The organism is Propioniciclava flava (assembly GCF_004126535.1).
GTDB classification, from domain to species: Bacteria; Actinomycetota; Actinomycetes; order Propionibacteriales; family Propionibacteriaceae; genus Propioniciclava; species Propioniciclava flava.
Map to the genome: position 1 here is coordinate 206,877 of NZ_PPCV01000004.1, position 24,982 is coordinate 231,858.

Below are 24,982 nucleotides of genomic sequence, written 5' to 3' on the forward strand. Positions count from 1 at the left end.
GCGGGAGTCGCCGTCCCGCCTCCTCCTCGGGGAGTTCGCGCTCCGCCCAGTCGCCGGGTCAGCGCCCCCGACCGCGGAAGCGGAGGGCCGGGATGGTGTCCCCGACGCGTCGGCTTCGCGTCCTGATCGTGCTGGTGGCGATCATCTTCTCCTTCGTCGGTGCGCGTGCCGTCCAGATTCAGGTGTTCAACGGCAAGGCCGTTGCCGCACAGGCAGCGACCGACATGACGGTGGCGCGCTCGGTTCCTGCCGTCCGCGGGACGATCACCGCTCGTGACGGCTCCGTGCTCGCGTTGACCGAGTCCACGGTCAACGTCGTGGCCGACCCCAAGCGCATTTCGACGAACGGTAAAGAGCTGACCACCATGACGCAGGCAGACCGTGACAAGGCTGCCTCCGCGCCGGCGGCCATGGCGGACATCATCGCTCCGGCCCTCGGGTTGGACCGGGCCGAGGTCGAGGCCAAGCTGCGCAAGACCGACAGCCAATACCAGTTGCTCGCCAAGCAGGTGGCGGCGAGCACCTGGTCATCGCTGAACACCGCCTTGACCGAAGCCGGCTTCATCGGGATCACGCGGGAATCGAATCCGAGTCGCGTCTACCCCTACGGTTCTGTGGCCAGCAATGTCGTCGGGTTCATGAGCGACGGCAAGGGCGCCGCTGGCCTGGAGCGCTCCCTCGACAGCACACTGACCGGCACCCCCGGCCGCGAGATCTTCGAAACCTCGCCCATGGGCAAGATCCCGTTGGGTAACCAGGTCCTCACCCCCGCGGTCGACGGCACCGACGTGCAGCTCACCCTCGACCCCGACCTGCAGTGGATGGTCGAGCAACGGCTCGCTGATCGCGTCAAGGAGGTCAGCGGCAACTGGGGCGTCGCCATCGTGATGGATGTCGAGACCGGCCAGTTGCTGAGCCTGGCGAACTACCCGTCCTTCGACGCCAACAACCCTGGGGACGCGAAGGCGGAGGACACGGGCAACCGCGGCGTCAACGCCGTCTACGAACCCGGCTCGGTCCAGAAGGTCCTCACGTTGGCCTCCCTGCTCGACGCGGGACTGACCACGCCGGACACCACCTACAAGATCGACGGCACCATCGATGTCGGCGAGCACACCGTCAAGGACTCCTTCACGCACGGGCCCATCGACATCACGACCCGCGGCATCTTGGTGCGCTCCTCCAACGTTGGCGCCATCACGGCAGCGCGAGCCATGCCCGCGGCCAAGCTGCGCGACTATATGGTCAAGTTCGGGCTTGGTACCAAGACTGATCTGGGGTTGCCCGGCGAGGTCAGCGGGTCGGTTCCGCCCCCGGACATGGCCCAGTATCAGGCCGATTCGATGGCTTTTGGCTACGGCGTATCCGTCAGCGCGGTTCAGATGGCCGCTGCGGTCGCTGCCGTGGCCAACGGCGGGGTCTACACCGAACCCTCTCTCATCAAGGCGACCGGCACCGAAGGCGCCATGAACCCTGCCGAGGCCCCCGCGTCCCATCGCGTCGTCTCGGAGGAGGCCGCGCACGAGGTCGTCAAGATGATGGAGCAGCGAACCATCTACAACGACGCGCAGATCGGGATCCCCGGATACACCTCGGGAGCCAAGACCGGGTCGGCACGCCTGGCCTCCACCTCGGGCGGATACTCCGGACAGGTCGCCTCCATCGTTGGGGTGGCTCCGGTGGATGATCCTCAGATCCTGGTGTACGTCCTCGTCGCTCGGCCGGACACCGAAGGCGCAGGTCTGGGCATGGCCGGTCCCGTCTACAAGGACATCATGAGCCTGGCCCTTCCCCGCTATGGTGTGACGCCGAGCGCTTCGATCGACAAGACTCAACTGCCCCTGGTCAAGGAGGAGGAACCGCGTCGATGACCGAGGATCTTCGTCCCTGTGCACCGGCCGGGCTGCCCCTGGCGTCCCTGATTCCCGGTGCCCCGGGAATCGTGACAGGGGTATCGCTGGACTCGCGCCGGATCCGGCCCGGGGATCTGTACGTGGGGCTTCCGGGAGCCGTCACGCACGGGGCCCGGTTCGCCGAGGCCGCCGCAGCGGCGGGGGCGGTCGCCATCCTGACCGACGAGGCGGGGCGTCCCGATGCCACGAGCGCCGGGATCCCCGTGGTGGTCGTGGCAGATCCCCGGGTGACGATGGCCCAGATCGCTGCCGACCTATATGGGCGTCCTGCGGAGCGCACGCGCTTGTACGGCGTGACCGGCACGAACGGAAAAACGTCCACGGTCTTCCTGCTGGACGCGGCGCTGACCGCGTTGGGGCATCGGGTGGCCACCATCGGGACGATCGGGTTCCGCGTGGGCGGTGAGCCCCTGGCCACGTCCCGCTCCACTATCACCACACCCGAATCACCGGACTTGCAGGCTCTCTTGGGTGTCATGGTCGAACGAGGTGCGGACGCGGTCGCGATGGAGGTGAGCAGCCATGCGCTGGCGCTCCATCGGGTCGACGGCATGGTGTTCGACGTGGCGGCCTTCACGATGCTGGGTCACGACCACCTGGAGTTTCATCACACGATCGAGGCCTACTTCGAGGCGAAGGCGCGTCTGTTTACGGGCGGACGCTGCCGGGTCGCGGTGATCAACACCGCCGACCATTGGGGACGCATCCTGGCCGACCGGGTGAAGGGCGAGGGGATCTCGACCTTGATCACCACGTTGGGCCCGGACGCCGATTATCGCGTCGTCCATGCGGAGCCTCTCGCCACGGGCGGTTTCCGCGTGCTGATGGCACACCCTGGTGGCGAACTGGAGTTCACCACGTCGATGCTGGGCGATTTCAATGTGGCGAATGCTGTCACGGCCCTCGCCATGGTGGGGGCTGATGGTGGCGACGTCGCGGTGGCCGCCTCTGGTGTGGCGTTGGCGCACGTTCCCGGACGCATGCAGCGCGTCGATCTGGGCCCTGATGCGCCTCATGTGGTGGTGGATTTCGCGCACACGCCGCAGGCGGTCCATAGCGCGCTGACGGCCCTGCCTACGACGGGACGTCACATCGCGGTCCTGGGTGCGGGGGGCGACCGGGATCGGTCCAAGCGGCGTCCCATGGGGCGCGAGGCGGCGCTGGCCTCCGACCTGGTGGTGGTCACCGACGACAACCCACGCAGCGAAGATCCTGCCGCGATCCGCGCCGAGGTCATGGCCGGGGCGCAAGAAGTCGCGGGGGCTGAGGTGATCGACGGGGGCGATCGTCGCTCGGCGCTCGCTGAAGCCCTTCGTCGTGGACGCCCCGGGGACTGGATCGCCGTCCTGGGCAAGGGCCACGAGTCCGGGCAAGAGATCGCTGGCGTCATCACCCCCTTCGACGATGTCGCGGTCGTCCGCGACTTGAAAGGCAACTGACCATGGATCCGGTGACGCTCGCACACGTCGCTCACGTCACGGGTGGGCGCCTCGTGCGCGCCACGAACGCCGACGAGTTGGTGGGGCCCGATGTCGTGACCGACTCCCGCGTGGTCACCCCTGGGGGACTGTTCGTGGCCATCGCGGGGGAACGCACCGACGGGCATGACCATCTGGAACAGGCGCGCGATCGGGGGGCTCGTGCCGCGTTGGTGACCCGCGAGGTGGCGGTGGATCTGCCCCAGATCGTGGTCGCCGACACCGTCGCGGCCCTGGCGGAGGTGGCACGCGACGTGGTGACCCGGGCGGAGGTGACGGGGTTGAGGGTCGTCGGTATTACCGGTTCGTCCGGGAAGACCTCGACCAAGGATCTCGTCGCGAAGGTGCTGGGTGATGCGGGCGCCACGATCGCCCCGCCCGGCTCGTTCAACAACGAGATCGGCGCCCCGTTGACGGCCTGCCGGGTCACCTCTGAGACCCGGTTCCTGGTGAGTGAGATGGGGGCCCGCGGACGCGGCCACATCACCGCGCTCGCCCGGATTTCTCGCCCCACCATCGGGGCCGTGTTGAACGTCGGGCACGCCCATGTGGGGGAGTTCGGCTCGGTTGAGGCGATTGCCGAGGCCAAGGGTGAACTTGTGGAGGCGCTGCCCCCGCAGGGTTGGGCCGTGCTCAATGCCGATGATCCGCTCGTGTCCGCGATGGCTTCGCGCACGACCGCGCGTCGCGCGGTGTTCTCCGCGGAAGGGGATCCCGGTGCGGAGGCAGGGGCGTTGCGGGTGTGGGCGCAGGAGGTGCGCCCGGACGCGCTCCAGCGGCATCGCTTCGAACTGAATGCTGCGGGACTGGTCGTTGGCCGCGCCGAGGTGCAGTTGCGCGTCCTGGGCCGCCATCAGGTGTTGAATGCTCTGGCGGCAGCGGCGATTGCGCTCGCCGCGGGCGTGGGCCTAGGCGAGATCGCCGCATCGCTTTCGGCGGCGACGGCGGCGTCGCGGTGGCGAATGGAACTCATCACGCGTCCCGATGGGGTGCGGATCCTCAACGACGCCTACAACGCCAACCCGGACTCGATGCGTGCGGCCCTCCATACGCTCGCGGGGATGCGCGACGGTTTGGGACGCTTGATTGCGGCTCTGGGGGACATGCTGGAGTTGGGCTCCAGCGCTGATGCTGAGCATCGCGCGCTCGGTGCGCTCGCCGCAGAACTGGGGATCCACGTGCTGGCGGTGGGTGATGAGGGCCCTCTCATCGCCGCGGGCGCCACGGATGCCGGGGGGACGGGCGAGTATCTTGCTGACGTGAATGCGCTCACCAACCGCTTGCGCGCGCTGGTTCGACCCGGTGACATCGTTGTGGTCAAGGCCTCTCGTGGGCTGGCTTTGGAACGTGTCGCTGAGGCCCTCGCCGCCGCGACTGACGAAGGGGACCCCGCGTGAGGATGATTCTGTTCGCTGGGGCGCTTGGCCTCGTCGGGACCCTGATCGGGACCAGACTCGCGATCCACGTGCTCGTCCTCAAGGGCTATGGGCAGTATGTCCGTGACGACGGCCCCAAGGAGCACCTGAAGAAGGCAGGCACTCCGACGATGGGCGGGATCGCCATCATCGCCTCGGTGGTCCTCGCCTACACGCTGGCACACCTCATCACCTGGACGCCGCCCACCGCATCGGGGGTGCTGCTCCTGGGCTTGTTCACTGGTCTTGGGTTCGTCGGATTCCTGGATGACTGGATCAAGATCTCTCGCGCCCGCAGCCTCGGGCTCAACAGCCGGGCCAAACTGGCGCTGCAGACGCTCGTCGCGGCCCTGTTCGCGATCGGCTGCTTCGCCTTCCCCAACAGTCGAGGCATCACCCCGGCTAGCCAGTACGTCTCCTTCCTGCGCGACATTCAGTGGTTCCATCTGCCGTTGGCGCTGGCCGTGCTGTGGATCATCTTCATCATCGCGGCGCTCTCGAACGGGGTGAACCTCTCCGATGGCCTGGACGGTTTGGCCACGGGCCTGACCACGATGGTCTTTGCCGCGTATGCCGTGGTGAATCTGTGGCAAAGCTCGCAAAGCTGCGCGTCCCTGTCGACGGCTGGCCCGCAGTGCTATGAGGTGCGCGATCCCATCGACTTGGCCGCGATTTCCCTGGCGTTGGCGGCGTCCTGCTTCGGTTTCCTGTGGTGGAACGCGTCCCCGGCAAAGATCTTCATGGGGGACTCGGGATCCCTGGCCCTGGGCGGTGCGGTCGCGGGATTGGCGATCTTGACCCGTACCGAACTGCTCGTTGTCGTCTTGGGCGGCATGTTCGTGCTGATCACCTTGTCGGTGGTCGCTCAGGTCGGCTACTTCAAGCTCAGCGGTGGTAAACGCCTGTTCAAGATGGCGCCACTGCATCACCACTTCGAGATGAAGGGGTGGGCCGAACAGACGGTGGTCGTCCGGTTCTGGATCATCTGTGGCATCTTCATCGCCACCGGCATGGGTCTGTTCTACGCGGAATGGGTGGTGGCCGGATGAAGGACTGGATCGCCGAGGCGGATCGGCTCTCCCCATGGCCGGAGGCGACCGTCGTCGTGGCTGGCTTCGGCGCGTCGGGGTTCGCGGCCGCCGATGGGCTGCTGTCCCTCAACGCCGGGACGATCATCGTCCTCGACGACGCGGAAACTCCGGCCAAATCGGAAAAGGCCGCCTTGCTGGGACACCTCGGGGTCGACGTCCGCCTGGGGGCCGGGGCGAGCGCTGAACTCCCCGAGGGGGTTGATCTTGTCGTGACGTCGCCTGGGTGGGCGCCCACCGCCCCGCTGCTCGTTCAGGCGGCGGCCAGGGGTATTCCCATCTGGGGTGAGGTCGAACTGGCGTGGCGGATGATGCAGCCCGACCGGGTCATCCCGTGGCTCGGGATCACGGGCACCAACGGCAAGACGACCACCACGCTGATGCTGGCGTCCATGCTGAGTGCCGACGGGCTTCGTACGGATGCCGTGGGCAACGTGGGGCGTCCGATCATCGAAGCGCTCTTGGATGAGATCGACTACGACGTGCTGGCCGTTGAGTTATCGAGCTTTCAGCTTCATTGGACGCAGTCGCTGCAACTCCATTCTGCGGCGGTGCTGAACCTGCACCCGGACCACCTGGAGTGGTACGGCGCCGAAGCGGACCCGATGGCGGCCTACGCGGCCGACAAAGCAAAGATCTACGAGCGTGTCACGCACGCGTGCGTCTACAACGTGGCAGAACCGGCCACCCAGACCATGGTGGAGGAAGCCGAGGTCACCGACGGTGCCCGCGCCATCGGGTTCCGGCTCGACATCCCAGCGCCGTCCATGCTGGGTGTGGTGGACGACCTCCTGGTCGACCGAGCCTTCGTCGAGCAGCGACGCGACTCGGCGATGCCGCTGGCGTCCGTGTCCGACGTGCACCCGCCGGCCCCGCACAACATCGAGAACGCGTTGGCTGCGGCCGCGCTGGCCCGCAGCTTTGGCGTCAAGCCGCAGTCGGTCGCCGAGGGGCTGCGAGCCTTGCCCGCCGGTGACCACCGCATCCAGACGGTCGCCGAGGTGGGTGGGGTGGCCTATGTGGACGATTCGAAGGCGACCAACCCGCACGCAGCCGCCTCCTCGATGCGCGCGTTCGATTCCATCGTGTGGATCGCGGGTGGCCAGGCCAAGGGGACCACGTTCGACACCTTGGTGACGAGATACGCCGAGAAGCTGCGCGGGGTCGTGCTGCTAGGGGTCGATCGACAGGTTATTGCTGACGCGCTGGCCCGACACGCGCCCCAGGTGCCCGTCGTGGTGCTGGACGGCAGCGACACTGGTGTGATGGTATCCGCGGTGGCCGCGGCTGCCGAGATGGCCCAGCCGGGGGACACCGTGCTGCTGGCACCCGGCTGTGCCAGCCGCGACATCTGGAGCGGATACGACGCTCGGGGTGAGGCCTTCGCGTCCGCCGCGAGGCAACTCGGACAGTGACAAGTGTGAGGAGGGGGCGGCCGTGGCGATTCTGACCCCGAGCAGCACCGAGTCGTCCGCCCGGGAGGCGACGTCGGCCAACCGGTCGTCCAAGGGCGGCCTGCGAGCCTCGGCCGCGCATTGGTTGGCTCACCCGCTCGCGGACACTTTCCTCGTCGTGGTTCCTACCCTCATCCTTATGGGGCTCGGCATGCTCATGGTGTGGTCGGCGTCCACTCCCTACGCGCAACGCCAGTTCAAGGATCCGTACTTCTTCGTCAAGCGTCACGCTGTCTTTCTCACGATCTCTTTGGGGCTCGGCGTGCTCTTCTCCCGCCTCCGCATCAGCGTCTACCGGAAACTCGCGTGGCTCGCCTTGTTCCTCGCGGTGGTGCTGGTGATGCTCACCTTCACGCCGCTCGGCTATGGCGTGGGCGGGAACCGTAACTGGCTGAACCTGGGGGGCAGTTCCTCGATGTGGCGCCTCCAGCCCGCCGAGTTCGCGAAGCTAGCCCTCGTCGTGTGGGGCGCAGCGGTCCTCGCCACGAAACGGGATTTGCTTCATGAGGTCAAACATGTCCTTGTGCCGTTCGTGCTTTTCGCGTGCGGCCTCATCGGGCTCGTCGTCCTGCAGAAGGACCTCGGTACGGCCATCATCTTGGCCACCTTGATGCTGGGAATGCTGTGGTGCGTCGGCGCGCAGTTCCGCGTCATCGGGTCGCTGATCGCGCTCTTCAGCGCGGGCACAGCGGCGATGGTGATTTTCGAGCCATCTCGCATGGCGCGCATTCTCGGCTTCCTGGACCCGACGGCGGACCCCACGGGGATCAACCACCAGCCGATCCGGGCGATCTATGGGCTGGCCACGGGCGGGTGGCTCGGTGTCGGGCTGGGCTCGAGTCGACAGAAGTGGGGAGCTCTCTCCGAGGCGCATACCGACTTCGTGCTCGCCATCATTGGGGAAGAGCTCGGCCTGCTCGGGACGCTGTGCGTCTTTGCCCTTTTCATCACGCTGGCCTGGGGTGGCTTCCGGATCGCGATGCGCAGTTCGACCTTTTTCGGGCGGCTGGTCGCTGCGGGCGTGACCTTGTGGCTGACGATGCAGGCGCTGATCAATATCCTCGTGGTCCTGCAATGGGCACCGGTGCTGGGTGTGCCGTTGCCCTTCGTCTCCTATGGCGGCTCAGCGACGCTTGCCAATGTGTTGGCCATCGCAGCGTTGGTGGCCTGTGCGCGAGACGAACCCGAAGCACTCGCCTGGTCGCAGCAGCGCGCTCGCTCCGCAACGCCGCGACGCCACTTCTCGACGGTCCTGCCGGGCCGTCGCCGACCCTGAACCAGGAGCCCCATGGTTTCGATCGTCCTCGCCGGCGGAGGTACTGCCGGCCACACCTCACCGCTGATCGCCACGGCGGAACGTCTGCGCGAGCAGGAGCCAGGCGTCTCCCTCGTTGCGGTCGGGACGCCGAAGGGGATCGAGTCTCGCGTCATCCCCGCGGCCGGCCTGGATCTGCGGATGATCCCCCCGGTCCCACTGCCTCGCTCGCTCACCCCGGCGCTCGCCCGTGTGCCCGCCAAGCTGTGGGACGCCGTGCGTCAGGCCGGGGCGATCCTCGATGAGGTGGACGCCGACGCGGTCGTTGGTTTCGGTGGCTATGTCTCGTTGCCGGTCTACCTGGCTGCCAAGAAGCGTGGCGTCCCCGTGGTCCTTCACGAGCAAAATGCTGTCCCGGGGCTCGCGAACAAGATCGCGGCGACCTTCGCGAAGGTCGTCGCGGTCACCTTCCCTGGCACTCCGCTGCGTGGCGCGCGTTTCGTCGGCATGCCGCTCCGCTCGGCCATCTCCGACCTGGATGTGACCACCGACCGCCCTCCGGCCTTGGCCGCGCTGGGTCTGTCGGGTGAGCGTCCGGTGTTGCTGGTCTCGGGGGGCTCGCAGGGAGCCGTGGCGATCAACGACGCGACGTTCGCCGCGCGGGACGACCTGTTGGCTGCTGGTGTGGACATCCTGCACGTGCTAGGCCCGAAGAACATGACGCCCGACCTCGTCGAGGTGACGGACCCAGCGACGGGAGCGCTGTATCGCCCGGTCGCGTACGTGGACGCCATGGAGCAGGCTTATGCGGCGGCCGACGTCATGGTGGGTCGCTCCGGTGCGGGCACCGTCATGGAGACCGCGACCGTGGGCCTGCCGGTGGTGTTCGTGCCCCTCCCGCACGGCAATGGGGAACAGGCGCGCAACGTCAGCTTCCTCGTGGAGGGTGGCGCGGGCATCCTCGTGCCCAACGCTGAGTTAGATGGGCCGCGGCTGCTCGCCGAGGTCCTTCCCCTCATCCAGAATCCGGAGCGGCTGGCTGCCGTGCGCGAGCGTCTCGCCGGGCTGGTCCCCGCCGACGCGGCCGCAGACCTGGCCGCCATGGTGTTGCGCGTCGCGCCAGGAGAGTGACCACTGATGGCCTTGATCAGTCCCGTTGAGCTGGAACCGTTGGATCGGCTGGGGCCGGTCCACTTCATCGCCGTGGGCGGCGCTGGCATGAGCGGCATCGCCGAGGCGTATGCGTCCGCGGGCATCCCCGTGTCGGGCAGTGACCGCGACGATTCCGACACGCTGGCCGAGTTGGCCACCGCCGGGGTGCGCACGTTCGTGGGGCATGACGCCGCCCAACTGGGTGCTGCGCAGACGGTCGTGGTGTCTTCGGCGATCACGCCCGACAACCCGGAACTGGCCGCTGCTCGCAACCATGGTCTGCGCGTGTGGCACCGGTCGGCCGCGTTGGGCGCCCTCATGCTGGGCCGGGTCGGTATCGCCATCTCCGGGACGCATGGCAAGACGACCACGACCGGCATGGTGGCCACCCTGCTGACCGAACTCGGCCAGGATCCGGGGTATGTCATCGGTTCCCCGCTGGCGGCGACGGGACGACGTGCGGCGCTGGGGCATGGCCCGTTTGTTGTCGAGGCGGATGAGTCGGACGGTTCGTTCTTGCAGTATCCGGCTCAGATTGTCGTGGTGACCAACATCGAAGCGGACCACCTCGACAATTGGGGCACGGCCGCAGCGTACGAAGAAGGGTTCGTCACGTTGGGATCCGCCCCGGACGTCTCGACCGTGATCATGAACGCCGACGAGCCGCGCTCGCGTGAGGTGGCCGCGCAGCTACGTGAGCGGGGCAAAACCGTCATCATGGTGGGGGAGGGCGCCGACGCGGACATCCGCATCAGCGATGTGCAACTGGGCCCGGGCCTCACGGCGGCGACGCTGAGCGCAGACGGGGACACCGGCCCCTTGACCCTCATGGTGCCTGGCCGATTCAATCTGACCAACGCGGCGGCGGCGTACGCGGTCGGTCGAGCGCTGGACTTGCCCGGTCCCCAGGTGCGTGAGGCGTTGGGCCGATTCGCAGGAACGTATCGCCGCTTCGAGTTTCGCGGGGAGGCGGACGGGGTGCGCGTCTTTGACGATTACGCCCATCACCCCACCGAGGTCGCAGCGATCCTCACGGCCGCCCGGGAGTCCGTCCCCGCAGGAGGAAGGCTCGTCGCCTGCTTCCAGCCTCACTTGTTCAGCCGGACGCGCGATTTCGAGGAGGCCTTTGCCGACGCACTGACCTTGGCTGACGAAGTCGTGATCGTGGGGATCTACCCGGCGCGCGAGGCGGCCGCGGACTTCCCCGGGGTCACCGCATCCCATCTGGGCGCCCGTGCGGCCGCTCATGGGGTCCGCGCCGTGGTGGTCGAGGATCTTGCGCAGGTTCCTGCAACGCTGGCCGCGCTGGTGCGGTCGGGGGATCTGGTGCTGACGATCGGGGCGGGGGCCGTCACGGTGGTGGGCCCGGCGCTCGTGGGGCTCCTGAAGGAGCGCGGGTGAGCGAACCCCTCGTCGACGTCACGGGAGCGCGAAAGCGCCGGGGGCGGGCTAAGCGGCGCCGCTGGCTGCAGCGCGCCGGGATTGCTGTGCTCGTGGCGGCGCTGCTGGGCGCGATCGCGTGGGTGGTGTGGGGGTCGCCGTGGCTGCTCGCGCGGGACGTCGAGGTGTCCGGGGTCGCCTTGCTCACCTCGGATGAGGTGGTGGAAGCGGCTCAGGTTCCGCTGGAGACCCCCCTGGCTGCGATCGATACCGCCGGCATCGAGGGACGGGTTGTCGCGGCGCTGCCGGCGGCCGCGTCCGTCAAGGTGACGCGGGCGTGGCCAGGGACGGTCTCCATTGCCGTCACTGAACGCTCAGCGGTGGTGATCATTCCCCTGGGGCGGGAGTTCTTGTGGGTCTCGGCAGACGGGGTCATTTTCCATCGAAGCTCCGAGGCGCCAGGGGGGGTGCTGCTCGCGACCGCAGGCGTCTCTGATGTCCACGTCATCGGTGACATGGCGACGGTGGCCGCGGCCTTGCCGGACCAGGTCCGTGCGCAGGCAGCGACGATGAATGCCTCCTCGCAAGACTCGATCGTCGTCACGCTGAAGGACGGACGCAAGATCACCTGGGGCAGCGCTGAGGCGAGCGACCTCAAGGCCAAGGTGGTGGTGCCGCTCTTGGGGGTGAAGGCTCGCGAGTACGATGTCTCGGCGCCGACCCACCCGACGACACGCTGAACGCCACCCGAACTCTCAACCCAAGGTTGAGAGGCGCGCCGACGCAGCCCCGTGCACGGGCGTTGCGTGGTGGCCTCGGATAACCTGATTCGCAGTCCTCGCGAGACCGTTGTCTTCTGCACCGGTGAACGCGGAGTGCGTGGGCGATCGAAGTTTCGACGACAGGATTGGGTACCGAACGTGGCGAGTGCATCCCAGAATTACCTGGCGGTCATCAAGGTCGTCGGTGTTGGCGGCGGTGGCGTTAATGCCGTCAACCGAATGATCGAGGCCGGCCTGCGCGGCGTCGAATTCATCGCGGTGAACACCGACGCCCAAGCACTGTTGATGAGTGACGCCGACGTCAAGCTCGACATCGGTCGTGACCTCACCCGCGGTCTCGGCGCTGGCGCCGATCCCGACAAGGGGCGACAGGCTGCCGAGGACCACGCCGAAGAGATCGAAGAGGTGCTCAAGGGAGCCGACATGGTCTTCGTGACCGCAGGTGAAGGCGGCGGCACCGGCACGGGTGGGGCCCCTGTCGTAGCTCGCATCGCGCGCTCGCTGGGAGCCTTGACGATCGGCGTGGTCACGCGCCCCTTCTCGTTCGAAGGCAAGCGGCGTTCCAGCCAGGCTGAGAACGGCATCACGGCGCTGCGTGAGGAAGTTGACACCCTCATCGTCATCCCGAACGACAAGCTGCTGGAGATGGCCGATCACCACGTCGCCATCCTTGAGGCTTTCAAGCAGGCCGACCAAGTCCTGCTGCAAGGTGTGTCGGGCATCACCGATCTGATCACGACGCCGGGCCTGATCAACCTCGACTTCGCCGACGTCAAGGCTGTCATGAGCAACGCGGGGTCGGCCCTCATGGGTATCGGCTCGGCTCGTGGCGAGGACCGGGCGCGGGCGGCTGCGGAGATGGCGGTCTCCAGTCCCTTGCTGGAGGCCTCGATCGACGGGGCCCACGGCATCTTGCTCTCGATCTCGGGTGGCTCGGATCTGGGCCTGTTCGAGGTGTCCGCTGCGGCGAACCTCATCGAGGAGGCCGCGCACGAGGACGCGAACATCATCTTCGGCACCGTCATCGACGATGCTCTGGGTGACGAGGTGCGCGTCACCGTCATCGCCGCAGGCTTCGACGGTGGAGCGCCGCCGCGGCGGCAGCCCGGTGTCACGCGGCAGCCTGACATCACCAAGCCTCGCCTTGGTGCGCCGTCTGCCCCGACCACGCAGGCAGGCGCGGTTCCGGCCGCCCCTTCGGCCGGTCGTCCGGCTCCCGAGGCGACGCGCCCGGCACCGCAGCAGCCGACGTCACGTCCCTCTCCCGACGACGACGAACTCGACGTCCCCGACTTCCTGAAGTAGCCATGTTTTGCTTCCGGCGTGACCCGGATGCCCGTCTGGGCGTGGGGGTGGCCTTCACCACCGCCACGGTGGATGTGGGCGACGGCCGCGACCGTGAAGGCCGCGACGCCGACCTGGCGCGGGTGTCCGCCGAAATCGGCGTTCCGGTGGCGATCGTGTCCCAGGTCCATGGGGCAGACGTCTATGTGGTGGAGTCGCTCGGGGATGCCCCCGTGCAGGATCTGACCCACCAGCAGGCCGACGCACTCGTGGCGACCCAGCCAGGTGTGGCCGTGGGCGTGCGGGTCGCTGACTGTGTGCCGATCTGCTTGGCGACGGAAGATGGGGCTGCCGTTGCGGCCGTGCACGCTGGGCGGCGTGGGCTGCTGGTGGGCGTCATTGGTGCCACGGTTGCCCGGTTGACTGAGGTCACCGATGCGCCGGTCCACGCGTGGGTGGGCCCGCACATCTGCGCTCAGTGTTATGAACTCCCCGAAGACCTCGCCGCCGAGACGAGCGGGCTCCTGGGGATTGCGCCGTCGCACACCCGGTGGGGGACGCCCTCGCTGGATCTGGGCGGGGCTGCACAACGCCAGTTGGACGCTGCGGGCGTGACGAGCGAATTCGTCGGAGGCTGCACTCATGAGGAAGCCTCGTTGCACTCGTATCGCCGTGATGGTGCCGCCGCCGGACGCCTGTTGGGGGCGGTCTGGATGGGGCGGCCATGATCGGCGCGGCTGCGGCGTGGCACGCGGGGGCGCGAGGCGTCCGCGCTAGTGTGATGGGGACTTGGAACGGAGGAACCTCGTGGCTGATGGTTTGAAGAAGGCTGCCGTGTGGCTCGGTCTGATGTCGGACACGCCGTATCCCGAGGATGTGCGCGACGACGAGATGACCGAGACGGTCCCTGCGCGGGAGCGCGAGCGTGACGCGGAAAGCAGTGTGGCCGTGGAGCGGTACGCCGAGGCGCCGGAGGCGAGCATTACACCGTTGGAGGGGCGTCGCCCGGTCGGGGTTCCTCGCACCGCGGACCTCACGCGGATCGTGACGGTTCACCCCCGCACGTACAACGAAGCCCGCACCATTGGAGAGCATTTTCGCGATGGCATTCCCGTCATCATGAATCTCTCCGATATGGAGGACTCGGACGCGAAGCGTCTGGTCGATTTCGCCGCAGGATTGATCTTCGGATTGCGTGGCGCGATCGAGCGGGTGACCAGCAAGGTCTTTCTTCTGTCTCCGTCAGGCGTTGTCGTGACGGCCGAGGACAAGGAAAGGATCGCGGGGGGCTTCTTCAACCAGAGTTGAGGTCTCCGGGTCGAGTGGGGTCAGCCGCTTGGCCGAGGAAATATAGCTACAGTACCCTGTGACTAGGGGCGCCTGACCGCGACCCTAACAATTGTCCATCACGTGAGGTGAACGATGACCCTGACCATCGAGCAGGTGCGCGACACGCGTTTCCACTTGGCCCGCCGGAACGGCTACGACCCGGCTGACGTCGACACCTTCGTCGACAAGGTTGAAACCACGCTCGTCGCGCTCGGCGAGGAGATCGCCACCCTGCAGCAGCAGGTCTCGACGCTCTCAGCGTCCGGCGGTGGTTCCGACGGCGGTGAGTGGCGCCAGCAGGTCGAGGCTAAGGACGCCGAGATCGAGCGGCTGCGCCAAGAGCTGAATGCGGCGCGTTCGGGCCAGTCCAGTGATGCTGCGGCCCTGCAGCGTCAGCTGGATGAGGCGCGTGAGCAGTTGCAGGCACGCGACGGCGACCTGGCCGCTCAGCTGCGCGCGAAGGACGACGAACTCGCCCAGCAGGCCGCTGCGATCCAGAGCAAGGACGAGGAGATCGCCCGTCGCCAGGAAGAGATCGCCAACCTGCACAACTCGCTGGCTGGCGGCGGCGACAAGGCTGCTCATCTTGAGAGTGAGCTGACGGGCCGCGATCAGCAGATCGCTCAGCTGCGGGTGCAGGTACAGGATTTGCGCGGCGAGGTCTCCTCGCGCGAAGCCGAACTGCTCACGCTGCGCGGTCAGCTCAAGCAGGCTCAGCCGGCAGCGTCCGGTGCGGGCGCTTCGGCGGCCGGGTTCGTGGCGGGTGCGGGCCTTCAACAGATCGTCGTCCGTGCCGCGAGCGACGCCTCGCCCGCGGTCACGCGCCTGGTGCAGATGGCCACCGAGCAGGCCGAGGCTCTGGTCGGTGAGGCCAAGACCGAAGCCGATCGGACCACGACCGAGGCCCGGGATCTGGCGCAGAAGCTGACGTCGGATGCTCGGAGCACGGCGGATGCCCTCACCTCTGATGCCCATAACACGGCGGAGCGGGTGACGTCGGAGGCCCAAGCTGCCGCGGAGAAGGCGACGATGGAGGCGCGTGATCTGGCGCGCAACATCGAGGAGCGTGCCCGGGCTGCCGCCGAGAAGGTGACTGTGGAGGCCGCAGAGCGTGCCGCGCAGGTCGACAAGGACGCCACGGCTCGACGGAACGCGCTGGTCTCCACGCTGGAGGCTGAGCGCGACGAGCTCACGACGCGCGTCGACCACCTGCGGGCGTACGAGCAGCAGTTCCGCAGTTCCTTCACCTCGCATCTGGAGAAGCAGATTGTCGCGCTGCGCGAGAACCGGTTTGCTCCTGAGCAGACCCCGGATCTGCTCCGGGACGGCATTCGGGGAACGTCGGCCACGCCGCGGCTGGATGCTCTGCTGAATGACGAGCGCTGATTCTGTGTGATGGGCGTGGGCCCCGGATTCCGGTCCGGGGCCCACGCCCATCCCGAGTCCTGCGTGAATCCCGCGAGGGAGGGGTAAAGGGTGGTACTGTCTGCCCTCAGCGTTAGCCATCGGACCACATTCAGGGGGAGATAGATGCCCAAGCCGGCCAAGGGGAACGACATCCTCGTTCCGGTCCTGGACGGGGAGGATCCCTGGACTCAGGACGAACTCGACGAGGTCAAAGACGACCTTCTCTTCGACGTTCAGCGCATGGAGCGCGCCATCCGCACGGCGGAGAAGGGGCTGGAGAAGCTCTTCGACGAAGGCACCGAGGGTGCCGGTCGTGATCCGGCCGACGTCGGCTCGACGAACTTTGAGCGCGATCAGGAGATGTCGCTGGTGCAGAACGCCCGCGACATGCTTGATCAGGCGCAGAACGCCCTGCGCCGCCTCGACGCGGGCCAGTACGGCTGGTGCGAGGTCTGTGGGCAGCCGATCGGGAAGGATCGTCTGATCGCGTTCCCCCGGGCCACCTTGTGCATGGCCTGCAAGCAGCGGGAGGAACGGCGATAGCCGCCACCGGAACACGCAGGCTGCTCTCGCCCCGCGGGGCGTGGCTGGTCGCGCTCGGGGTCGGTCTGCTGGGCTTCCTCATCGACCTAGCTACCAAAACCTTGGCGTTGGCATTCCTGGATCCCCAGCGGCCCATCGAACTGTTGGGTGGGTTGTTGACCCTCAGGTTGATCTTCAATCCCGGTGCAGCCTTCAGCATGGGGGAAGGAGTGACGCCCCTGTTCACCGGGATCTCGGTGGTTGCCTTGGTGTTTGTGCTGTGGCGTCTCGTGCCGCGGGTCCGGCATCTGGGGTGGACGGTGGCGCTGGGGCTGGTGATCGCGGGCATCTTGGGCAACCTCACCGATCGACTGTTTCGTCCGCCGGGGTTCCTGCACGGCCACGTCGTCGACTTTCTGCAGTTGCCCAACTTCGCCATCTTCAACGTGGCGGACATGTGCATCACCTTCGCCGCCGTCACCATCGTGTGGCTGGTGGTGATCACTCAGGTCGACCTGGCGGGGGTATCGACCAGGTCGGCGGACAAGGCGACAACGTGAGTGTCCATCTGGTTCCCGACGGTCTGGCTGGCGAACGGGTTGATGCGGCCGCCTCGCGGATGACCGGGGTGAGCCGCTCGCGCCTGGCGGACCTCATCGACGCGGGCGCAGTGCGCGTGAATGGCGAGACCGTGACCAAGTCGACGCGTGTGTCCGCTGGCGACATGCTGGAAGTTGAACTCTCTGAACCCAAAGTGGCGCGCGTTTCCCCCCGCCTGGTCGAAGGGATGCGCATCGTGCACGATGACGCAGACATCGTCGTGGTGGACAAGCCCGCTGGGGTTGCCGCTCATCCATCGCTCGGCTGGGACGGCCCCGATGTCGTGTCGCACCTGGCCGCGGCTGGCTTTGGGATCTCCACGTCGGGGGCGGCGGAGCGGCAGGGCATCGTGCAGCGGCTGGACGTGGGCACCTCCGGCTTGATGGTCGTCGCCAAGAGCGAACCTGCCTACACGGCGTTGAAGCGAGCCTTCCGGGAGCGGACCGTCTCCAAGATTTATCACGCTCTCGTCCAGGGGCATCCTGATCCCTTCACCGGCACCATCGATGCCCCGATCGGTCGGCATCCGGGGCACGACTGGAAGATGGCGATCGTGGACGGGGGGCGTCACAGCGTCACCCACTACGAGACCCTCGAAGCGTTCCGTTCGGCAACACTGCTAGAGATCCATTTGGAGACCGGGCGCACGCACCAGATTCGCGTCCACATGGCGGCGCTCAAACACCCATGCCTAGGTGATCCTTTGTACGGGGCGGATCCGGTCCTCGCGGCGTCGCTGGGGCTGCAGCGGCAGTGGCTCCACGCGGTGGAACTCGGCTTCGAGCATCCCGGATCGGGGGAGTGGGTCACGTTTACCTCGCCCTATCCGCCGGATCTGCACCACGCGCTGGAGTGTGTGGAGCAGGCCTGAGCGCTGCGGTGCACGGCACGTCGCCGGGCCGAACTGGTCGTGATGACCAAATCAGTTTCCGATGGGGCGGACGGGGCGTGCTGCGGTAAACTTGCTGGTGTGGCGAACCTGAAAAATGATGGACTTCCCAACCGACGCGCAAAGACGGTCTGCACGCTAGGCCCCTCGACTGACGCTCCTGGCATGGTACGCGAACTCATCGATGCCGGGATGAACGTCGCCCGGTTGAACATGAGTCACGGCGACCATGAGACTCACCTGTCCCGACTGAATGCCGTGCGCGAGGCTGCCGAGGCAGCCGGACGCCCGATCGGCATCTTCGCCGACCTGCAGGGGCCCAAGATCCGCTTGGAGACCTTTGTCAATGGCGAAGAGATGCTCACGGCCGGTGACCGCTTCACGATCACGACCGATGAGGGCGTCGAAGGCACCAAAGAGCGTGCCGGAACGACGCTGCACACGCTGACCCATGACGTGAAGCCGGGCGACCAGATCCTGATCAACGATGGGGCGATCGAGCTCAAGGCCCTTGAGGTGACCGAGAACGACGTGATCACCGAGGTCATCGTCGGCGGACGCGTCAGCGACCACAAGGGCATCAACCTGCCTGGTGTTGCGGTCAGCGTCCCGGCACTCACCGAGAAGGACGCCGCCGACCTGCGCTGGGCGCTGGAGAACAACGTCGACATGGTGGCGCTCTCCTTCGTGCGCTCGGCCAGCGACATCGATGACGTTCACGCGATCATGGACGAGTTCGGACGCCGTCTCCCCGTCATTGCGAAGATCGAGAAGCCGCAGGCCGTGGCTGCCCTGGACGACATCGTCATCGCCTTCGACGCGATCATGGTGGCCCGGGGCGACCTGGGCGTCGAACTGCCGCTGGAAGACGTTCCCGGCGTCCAGAAGCGCATCGTGACTGCCGCCCGGCAGGCTGCCAAGCCCGTCATCGTGGCTACCCAGATGCTCGAATCCATGATCAGCGCCCCGCGGCCCACGCGCGCGGAGGCGTCCGACGTCGCTAACGCGATTCTCGATGGTGCGGATGCGGTCATGCTGTCGGGTGAGACCGCCGTCGGCCAGTGGCCGATCCAGACGGTCGACACCATGGGGCGCATCATCCGCAAGACCGAGTCGCTGGGTCTTGATCAGATCTTCAGCATCGACTGGGATCCGCACACGACCTCGGGCATCATCGCCAAGGCTGCGGTGGAGGTCGCCGAGCGCATCGGGGCGAAGTATCTGGTCGCCTTCACCAAGACGGGCGACACGGCTCTGCGTCTGGCGCGGCTCCGTTCCTCGATCCAGGTCTGCTCGTTCAGCCCGTACATGGAGACAGCCCAGAAGATGACCCTCGCGTGGGGCATCAAGTCCTTCACGACGCCGGAGTTCTACTCGATGGACGCCATGGTGGACGCGGTGCAGAACCGCCTCAAGGGCTCGGGAATGGTGGAGTCCGGAGATCGGATCGTCATCGTTGCCGGTAACCCGAAGCACACGGCTGGCAAGACCAACTCGTTGCGGGTGGCCGAGATCGCGTGATCTCGGCAGTACCGGGAAGGGGATTCGAACCCCTACGGGCTTGCGCCCAGACGGGTTTGAGCCGTCCGCGTATACCATTCCGCCACCCCGGCGGGTGCGACGTACATAGTGCCACACTTATGGCGTGCGCGTCGCATCGGCCACGCGTCATGGACTGTCTGCAAACCCTTGCAGGCAGAAAACCAAGGAAGGTGATCTCGTGAGTGACACGCCCCCCAAGCAACCTCGGGTGGTCGTTGCCGAAGACGAAGCGCTCATCCGGCTTGATCTGGTGGAGCTTTTGACCGGTGAGGGCTACGAGGTCGTCGGCGAGGCCGGAAACGGCGAGGAGGCACTCAAGCTCGTCCGCGAGTTGGAACCCGACCTGGTCGTAATGGACGTGAAGATGCCGGTCATGGACGGCATCACGGCGGCAACGGCGATTGCCGAGGACCGCATCGCTCCCGTCGTCATGTTGACGGCCTTCAGCCAGCGTGAGCTGGTGGATCGCGCTCGGGAGGCCGGGGCCATGGCGTATGTGGTCAAGCCGTTCGACGCCTCCGACGTGGTTCCGGCCATCGAGTTGGCCATGGCACGGTTCGCCGAGATCCGTGCTCTGGACGATGAGGTCGCCGACCTGGAGGAACGACTCGCCTCCCGCAAGGCTGTTGACCAGGCCAAGGGCATGCTTCAGGAAGGCCTGGGTCTTTCCGAGGCCGAAGCGTTCCGTTGGATCCAGAAGACGGCCATGGACCTGCGCAAGTCGATGCGCGAGGTCGCCGAGGGCGTCATCGATCACAATTCGGCAGGCAAGCCCAAGGGGAAGGCCAAGGCTAAGGCCGCGGCTGACCTCGACGACTAGTGCCTCGGTGAGGCGTCGGCACCCGTCTGCGGACGGGGCCGCGCCCGCCGAAGGGCGCAGGTGACGCGGGCCGTGCACACGCGTTGCCCGGCGTCGTCGGTGAGGATCACCTCCCACGTGCCGAGGGTGCCCCCAATCCGCAGGGCGCGCGCCTCCCCGGTGACCCACCCCGATTGCACAGGAGCATGGTGGGTGGCATTCAGATCCACGCCGAAGGCGGCACCGCCCTCCCCAACGGCGACATACGCCGCGAGTGAGGCCAAGCTCTCGGCCAGCACGCATGATGCGCCTCCGTGCCACAAGCCAAAGGGTTGTGTGTTGCCCGCGACGGGCATGCGCCCGCGGGTCAGGTCCGCGCTGAGTTCCAGCAGTTCCAGCCCCATCTTGGCGTCGAGGCCCCCGGCGCTCAGCTTCGGCCATTGCGTCGTATCCATGCCCCCATCCTGACAGGCAGAGCTGACCCTGACGCGCCCAGAGGTTGTCGGCCCCAGCGGATAGGCTTCCCCTTGTGACCCAGACCACTCCTTCCGCCCCGCGCCTGCTCTTGATCGATGGTCATTCGGTCGCCTACCGGGCTTTCTTCGCCTTGCCGGTAGAGAACTTCTCCACCAGCACAGGGCAGCACACCAACGCCGTCTACGGGTTCACCTCCATGCTCATCAACGTTTTGCGTGACGAGCAGCCGACGCACGTCGCGGTCGCGTTCGACCTGAGCCGCCACACGTTCCGTTCGGAGCGCTACAGCGATTACAAGGCCAACCGCGCCGCCTCGCCTGAAGAGTTCAAGGGTCAGGTCGCGCTGATCCGCGAGGTCTTGGATGCGTTGCGCATCCCCCACCTGGACAAGGAGGGGTTTGAGGCTGACGACATCATCGCCACCTTGTCGCGGGAGGCGGGCGAGCAGGGCTTCGACACGATGATTGTCACCGGCGATCGTGACGCCATGCAGTTGGTGGACGCGCACACCACCGTGCTGTATCCCCGCAAGGGCGTCTCTGATCTTTTGAGGTTGGATCCCGCCTTGGTGGAGGAGCGTTACTTGGTCCCCCCAAAGCGGTACCCCGAACTGGCGGCGCTGGTGGGGGAGACGTCGGACAATCTTCCCGGAGTCCCCGGGGTCGGCCCCAAGACCGCCGCCAAGTGGCTGACGGAGTACGACGGGCTCGAGAATCTGGTGGCTCACGCCGACGCGGTGCGCGGCAAGGCAGGGGAGTCGTTCCGAGCCCACCTCGACGATGTCACGCGCAATCGTGAGTTGAACGCGCTAGTACGCACGTTGGAGTTGCCGCAGGGGCCGACGGACTTCGCGCGGGTCGCCTGGGATCGTGAGGCCGTTCACACCCTGTTCGACGCCCTGGAGTTCCGCGTCCTGCGGGAGCGGCTCTTGGATCTGCTCCCGCCCGAAGACACGGAACCCGAAGGTGGGTTCGAGGTGACGGGCGTGGTGCTCGGCGTGGGCGACCTACCGGCATGGCTGGACGAGCACGCGAACGGCCTCGTGGGCCTCCAACCCGAGGGGCGGTGGGGGCAAGGCACAGGTGATCTCACCGGCGTCGCCCTCGCCTCTCTTGACGGGGCGGCCGCTTGGCTTGACGTCACGACGCTGACGCCAGACGACGACGCAGCTTTTGCCTCCTGGCTGGCCTCGGAGTCCTCACCGAAGGCCATGCACGACGCCAAGGGGCCGTTGGAGGCGCTCTGGGCCCGCGGATGGGAACTCAACGGTCTGGTCTGCGACACGCACCTGGCGGCTTACCTGCTGCGCCCCGACCAGCGCACCTATGACCTCGCCGACCTGGCTGCCCGTCACCTGAGGCGGGAACTCACCCTCGACGGTGGTCCTGCCGCCGATGACGGCCAGCTGACCTTGGATTTCGCCGATCCCGAGGCGGGGCGCGATGCCATGCTGCGCGCGCGTGCCGTCGCGGAGTTGGCAGGAGTGCTGGACGCCGAACTCGCCGAGGCGGGTGGGGCGTCCTTGCTGGCCGAGGTCGAACTTCCCCTACAGCGCACCTTGGCGCGGATGGAGCGCGTCGGGATTGCCGTGGATGCCGACGCCCTCGAACGGCTATGGGGCGACTTCGATGCCGAAGTTCGACGGGCCGAGGAAGCCGCCTACGACGCGATCGGCAAGCCGATTAATCTCGGCTCGCCCAAGCAGTTGCAGGCCGTGCTGTTCGACGAACTGGACATGCCCAAGACGCGCCGAACCCGTACCGGCTACACCACCGATGCTGACGCGCTGGAAGGGCTTTACGCCAAGACGGAGCACCCGTTCCTGGCAGCTCTGCTGCGTCACCGGGATCAGATTCGGCTGCGACAAACGGTGGAGGGCCTTCAAAAGTCGATCGCCGACGACGGTCGGGTTCACACCACCTACCTGCAGACGGTGGCCGCCACCGGCCGTCTGAGCTCGACCGACCCGAACTTGCAAAACATTCCGATCCGGACCGAGGCCGGACGCCGGATTCGTGAGGCGTTCGTGGTGGGGGCTGGCTTCGAGACGCTGCTCACGGCCGACTACAGCCAGATCGAGATGCGGATCATGGCCCATGCCTCGGGGGATGCCGGTCTGATCGAGGCCTTCGCGTCCGGTGCGGACTTCCACTCCACGATGGCAGCGCGCGTGTTTGGCGTCGCTCCCGAAGCGGTGACTGGTGCCATGCGCGCCAAGATCAAGGCGATGAACTACGGACTGGCATACGGGTTGTCCGCGTTCGGGTTGTCGGGGCAGCTGAAGATCTCGGTCAATGAGGCGAAAGGCCTGATGGACGAGTACTTCGAGCGGTTCGGCCATGTGCGGGACTACCTCACGGGCATCGTCGCCACGGCCCGGCGGACCGGGTTCACCGAGACACTGCTGGGGCGGCGCAGGTACCTCCCCGATCTGAACTCCTCCAATCGGCAGCGCCGCGACATGGCCGAGCGGATGGCGCTGAACGCCCCCATCCAAGGGTCGGCGGCCGACATCATCAAGTTGGCCATGCTCGACGTGGAGGCGGGCCTTGCTCAGGAGGGCCTGTCCTCGCGCATGCTGCTCCAGGTCCATGACGAACTCGTCTTCGAGGTGGCTCCTGGAGAGACGCAGCCGCTGGAGGCGCTCGTCCGCGAGCGCATGGGGCATGCCTTTGATCTTGCTGTTCCCCTGGACGTCAGCGTCGGATCAGGGCGTAGCTGGCACGACGCGGCCCACTGAGGCGTGGCGTGAGCCGAACGGGGAACGTTGACGCGCCCGGGGTGAGGGTCGGTCCGGGCCAGTGGTCAGGCGACGATGTGGCTGAGCGCATCGCCGCGTTGTGGGGTGACGCGCCTCCGCGGTGCGGCGCCACGCGTGTCGTGGCGATCGACGGGCTGTCGGGGGCAGGGAAGACGACGCTGGCGAGTCTGGTGGCCGCACGGTTGGGGGCACCCGTGGTGCATATGGACGACCTCTACCCGGGCTGGGACGGGCTCGCCGCTGGGGTGGCCTACCTGGTGGACGCGGTGCTGCGTCCGCTCGCTGTGGGGGAGTCGGCGCGCTATCGGGCGTGGGATTGGGCGGACGAACGCCGGGGAGCCGTCCGGTCCTTGGTGCCGCCGCCGACGTTGGTGCTGGAAGGCTGTGGGGCCAGCGTGGGGGAGGCATCGACGTTTGCGTCGGTGCGCGTGTGGGTCGAGGCGCCGATCGAGACCCGGCGTGCGCGCGGGCTCGCGCGTGATGGCGAGGCGTTTCGACCGCACTGGCAGTGCTGGGCGGCCCAAGAGGAGGCGGTGTTCGCCGCCGATGGCACGCGCGCCCGGGCCGACCTGGTGGTGGAGACCTGAGCGCGCGTCCCACGATCAGCGCAGGACGGCCAAGACATCCTCACGCGGGGAGCCTTCGAGATTCCACGTGGCGGTGAGCAGACCCCGCGCAGCGCGCGTGTCCTCGTGCTCGGCGTCGAGGACGCGCGCCAGACGGACCTGGCCCAGCGCGTCCACCGTGGGGGGCAGCCCGGTGCCTGCCACATGCAAAGTCTGAGGGATCGGTTCGCCCGTCTCGGCGGACTCCACGTCGGCGGCCGTGTCGCCCTCGCGGATCACGCGCAGCAACTCGGCGACAAAGACCGGATCGGTCGTGGCGTCGTAGCAATACCGCGTCCCCAGCGCGCTGTGCTCGGCGGTCCCGATGAGGGTGCCCTCGGCGAGAGGTTCGGCGCGCCAGCTCACCGGCACGTGGTACACCGTGGTGCCCGAGGCGACCAGCATGCCGTCCAACCCCACCTCGCCGTCCGGGTCGACCAGGCGGTAGTGGGCCACGCGGGTCAGGTTGGCTGCATCGCCGTCAAACCACGGCTGCTCCGGCAACCAGGTGGCAAGCAGTTCGAGCTTGCTCGGGGACAAAGTGGCGGTCGTGTAGACCTCGGCGGTGCCGCTCATGGCTGGTTCTCCTCAGGTTTGTGATGCAGGGACAACGCTAGCCGTCGTGCCTCCACCTGTCCGGGTGATTCCATGGGGATTGTTGCCGGTTGCGGCACAGTCGAACGTGTGCTGGGGGCACGGTTGGCCCTGGATCACCTTCCGGCGTAAGGTGGATGCGTCAACAAAGCTCTGAGGGGGTGCTGCATGCCGGATCTGTGGCGTCGACTGACCGTCGACCTGTGTCTGCGCAGCACCTGTGGTTGTCGCTCCTGAGCGTTCTCGCCCAGGCCAC

General features: G+C 67.2%; 22 protein-coding genes and 1 tRNA gene. 20 read left to right on the forward strand and 3 right to left on the reverse strand.

The genetic code is table 11. The features are described from left to right. Nucleotides 1-92: 92 nt before the first annotated feature. The 17 genes from C1706_RS07440 (at nucleotide 93) to pyk (ending at nucleotide 19,469) form a co-directional block, all read left to right on the forward strand. On the forward strand, nucleotides 93-1,871 hold the full coding sequence (locus C1706_RS07440; protein ID WP_164987476.1) for a peptidoglycan D,D-transpeptidase FtsI family protein: 1,779 nt from the start codon (nucleotides 93-95) through the stop codon (nucleotides 1,869-1,871). Then, complete coding sequence (locus C1706_RS07445) at nucleotides 1,868-3,352, forward strand: UDP-N-acetylmuramoyl-L-alanyl-D-glutamate--2,6-diaminopimelate ligase (protein ID WP_129458597.1); 1,485 nt, start codon at nucleotides 1,868-1,870, stop codon at nucleotides 3,350-3,352. The genes C1706_RS07440 and C1706_RS07445 overlap by 4 nt, the downstream gene beginning before the upstream one ends. Nucleotides 3,353-3,354: 2 nt before the next feature. Next, nucleotides 3,355-4,788, forward strand: a complete 1,434-nt coding sequence (locus tag C1706_RS07450; protein ID WP_129458598.1) for a UDP-N-acetylmuramoyl-tripeptide--D-alanyl-D-alanine ligase — start codon at nucleotides 3,355-3,357, stop codon at nucleotides 4,786-4,788. After that, nucleotides 4,785-5,855, forward strand: a complete 1,071-nt coding sequence (gene mraY, locus C1706_RS07455) for a phospho-N-acetylmuramoyl-pentapeptide-transferase (protein WP_129458599.1) — start codon at nucleotides 4,785-4,787, stop codon at nucleotides 5,853-5,855. Before C1706_RS07450 ends, mraY begins: the two co-directional genes overlap by 4 nt. After that, nucleotides 5,837-7,309: a UDP-N-acetylmuramoyl-L-alanine--D-glutamate ligase gene (murD, locus tag C1706_RS07460; protein ID WP_431830693.1), complete on the forward strand. Its 1,473-nt coding sequence runs from the start codon at nucleotides 5,837-5,839 to the stop codon at nucleotides 7,307-7,309. The genes mraY and murD overlap by 19 nt, the downstream gene beginning before the upstream one ends. 22 nt (nucleotides 7,310-7,331) lie before the next feature. Next, the gene (gene ftsW / locus C1706_RS07465) at nucleotides 7,332-8,624 is read left to right on the forward strand and encodes a putative lipid II flippase FtsW (RefSeq protein ID WP_206661029.1); all 1,293 of its coding nucleotides are present in this window, start codon (nucleotides 7,332-7,334) and stop codon (nucleotides 8,622-8,624) included. Between the two features lie 12 nt (nucleotides 8,625-8,636). Continuing rightward, complete coding sequence (gene murG / locus C1706_RS07470) at nucleotides 8,637-9,734, forward strand: undecaprenyldiphospho-muramoylpentapeptide beta-N-acetylglucosaminyltransferase (protein WP_129458601.1); 1,098 nt, start codon at nucleotides 8,637-8,639, stop codon at nucleotides 9,732-9,734. 6 nt (nucleotides 9,735-9,740) lie between these two features. Beyond that, the gene (gene murC / locus C1706_RS07475) at nucleotides 9,741-11,156 is read left to right on the forward strand and encodes a UDP-N-acetylmuramate--L-alanine ligase (protein ID WP_129458602.1); all 1,416 of its coding nucleotides are present in this window, start codon (nucleotides 9,741-9,743) and stop codon (nucleotides 11,154-11,156) included. Further along, complete coding sequence (locus C1706_RS07480) at nucleotides 11,153-11,875, forward strand: cell division protein FtsQ/DivIB (protein WP_129458603.1); 723 nt, start codon at nucleotides 11,153-11,155, stop codon at nucleotides 11,873-11,875. Before murC ends, C1706_RS07480 begins: the two co-directional genes overlap by 4 nt. A 180-nt stretch (nucleotides 11,876-12,055) precedes the next feature. After that, on the forward strand, nucleotides 12,056-13,222 hold the full coding sequence (gene ftsZ / locus C1706_RS07485) for a cell division protein FtsZ (protein WP_129458604.1): 1,167 nt from the start codon (nucleotides 12,056-12,058) through the stop codon (nucleotides 13,220-13,222). 2 nt (nucleotides 13,223-13,224) lie between these two features. Then, entirely contained in the window at nucleotides 13,225-13,929 is a 705-nt protein-coding gene (locus tag C1706_RS07490) for a purine nucleoside phosphorylase YfiH/LACC1 family protein (protein ID WP_129458605.1), read from the forward strand. A gap of 79 nt (nucleotides 13,930-14,008) precedes the next feature. Beyond that, nucleotides 14,009-14,509 (forward strand): cell division protein SepF, encoded by a 501-nt coding sequence (locus tag C1706_RS07495; protein WP_129458606.1) that lies wholly within the window; start codon nucleotides 14,009-14,011, stop codon nucleotides 14,507-14,509. A 114-nt stretch (nucleotides 14,510-14,623) separates the two neighbouring features. Further along, nucleotides 14,624-15,916 (forward strand): DivIVA domain-containing protein, encoded by a 1,293-nt coding sequence (locus C1706_RS07500; protein ID WP_129458607.1) that lies wholly within the window; start codon nucleotides 14,624-14,626, stop codon nucleotides 15,914-15,916. 144 nt (nucleotides 15,917-16,060) lie between these two features. Then, nucleotides 16,061-16,480 (forward strand): TraR/DksA family transcriptional regulator, encoded by a 420-nt coding sequence (locus C1706_RS07505; RefSeq protein ID WP_129458608.1) that lies wholly within the window; start codon nucleotides 16,061-16,063, stop codon nucleotides 16,478-16,480. Further along, nucleotides 16,477-17,019 carry a signal peptidase II gene (locus C1706_RS07510; protein ID WP_206661044.1) on the forward strand — a complete coding sequence of 181 codons (543 nt, stop codon included), beginning with the start codon at nucleotides 16,477-16,479 and terminating at the stop codon, nucleotides 17,017-17,019. The genes C1706_RS07505 and C1706_RS07510 overlap by 4 nt, the downstream gene beginning before the upstream one ends. Continuing rightward, nucleotides 17,016-17,930 (forward strand): RluA family pseudouridine synthase, encoded by a 915-nt coding sequence (locus C1706_RS07515; RefSeq protein WP_129458609.1) that lies wholly within the window; start codon nucleotides 17,016-17,018, stop codon nucleotides 17,928-17,930. The genes C1706_RS07510 and C1706_RS07515 overlap by 4 nt, the downstream gene beginning before the upstream one ends. Before the next feature lie 99 nt (nucleotides 17,931-18,029). Continuing rightward, nucleotides 18,030-19,469, forward strand: a complete 1,440-nt coding sequence (pyk, locus tag C1706_RS07520; protein WP_284690557.1) for a pyruvate kinase — start codon at nucleotides 18,030-18,032, stop codon at nucleotides 19,467-19,469. Nucleotides 19,470-19,478: 9 nt separating this feature from the next. On the opposite strand, the gene C1706_RS07525 is transcribed toward pyk, so the two are convergent. After that, a tRNA-Leu gene (locus C1706_RS07525) sits at nucleotides 19,479-19,561 on the reverse strand. Between the two features lie 107 nt (nucleotides 19,562-19,668). Here C1706_RS07525 and C1706_RS07530 point away from each other — a divergent pair. After that, a complete protein-coding gene (locus C1706_RS07530) occupies nucleotides 19,669-20,310 on the forward strand; it encodes an ANTAR domain-containing response regulator (protein WP_241653482.1) in 642 nt (213 codons plus the stop codon). On the opposite strand, the gene C1706_RS07535 is transcribed toward C1706_RS07530, so the two are convergent. Continuing rightward, nucleotides 20,307-20,744: a PaaI family thioesterase gene (locus tag C1706_RS07535; RefSeq protein WP_129458611.1), complete on the reverse strand. Its 438-nt coding sequence runs from the start codon at nucleotides 20,742-20,744 to the stop codon at nucleotides 20,307-20,309. The genes C1706_RS07530 and C1706_RS07535 overlap by 4 nt on opposite strands. Nucleotides 20,745-20,818: 74 nt before the next feature. On the opposite strand from C1706_RS07535, the gene polA reads away from it, so the two are divergent. Both polA and C1706_RS07545 read left to right on the forward strand, forming a co-directional pair. Beyond that, nucleotides 20,819-23,506 (forward strand): DNA polymerase I, encoded by a 2,688-nt coding sequence (gene polA / locus C1706_RS07540; RefSeq protein ID WP_129458612.1) that lies wholly within the window; start codon nucleotides 20,819-20,821, stop codon nucleotides 23,504-23,506. Nucleotides 23,507-23,514: 8 nt separating this feature from the next. After that, nucleotides 23,515-24,114: a nucleoside/nucleotide kinase family protein gene (locus C1706_RS07545; RefSeq protein WP_241653483.1), complete on the forward strand. Its 600-nt coding sequence runs from the start codon at nucleotides 23,515-23,517 to the stop codon at nucleotides 24,112-24,114. 15 nt (nucleotides 24,115-24,129) lie between these two features. Here the strand turns inward: C1706_RS07545 and C1706_RS07550 are convergent, their stop codons facing one another. Beyond that, a complete protein-coding gene (locus C1706_RS07550) occupies nucleotides 24,130-24,708 on the reverse strand; it encodes a maltokinase N-terminal cap-like domain-containing protein (RefSeq protein ID WP_129458613.1) in 579 nt (192 codons plus the stop codon). Between the last annotated feature and the right edge of the window lie 274 nt (nucleotides 24,709-24,982).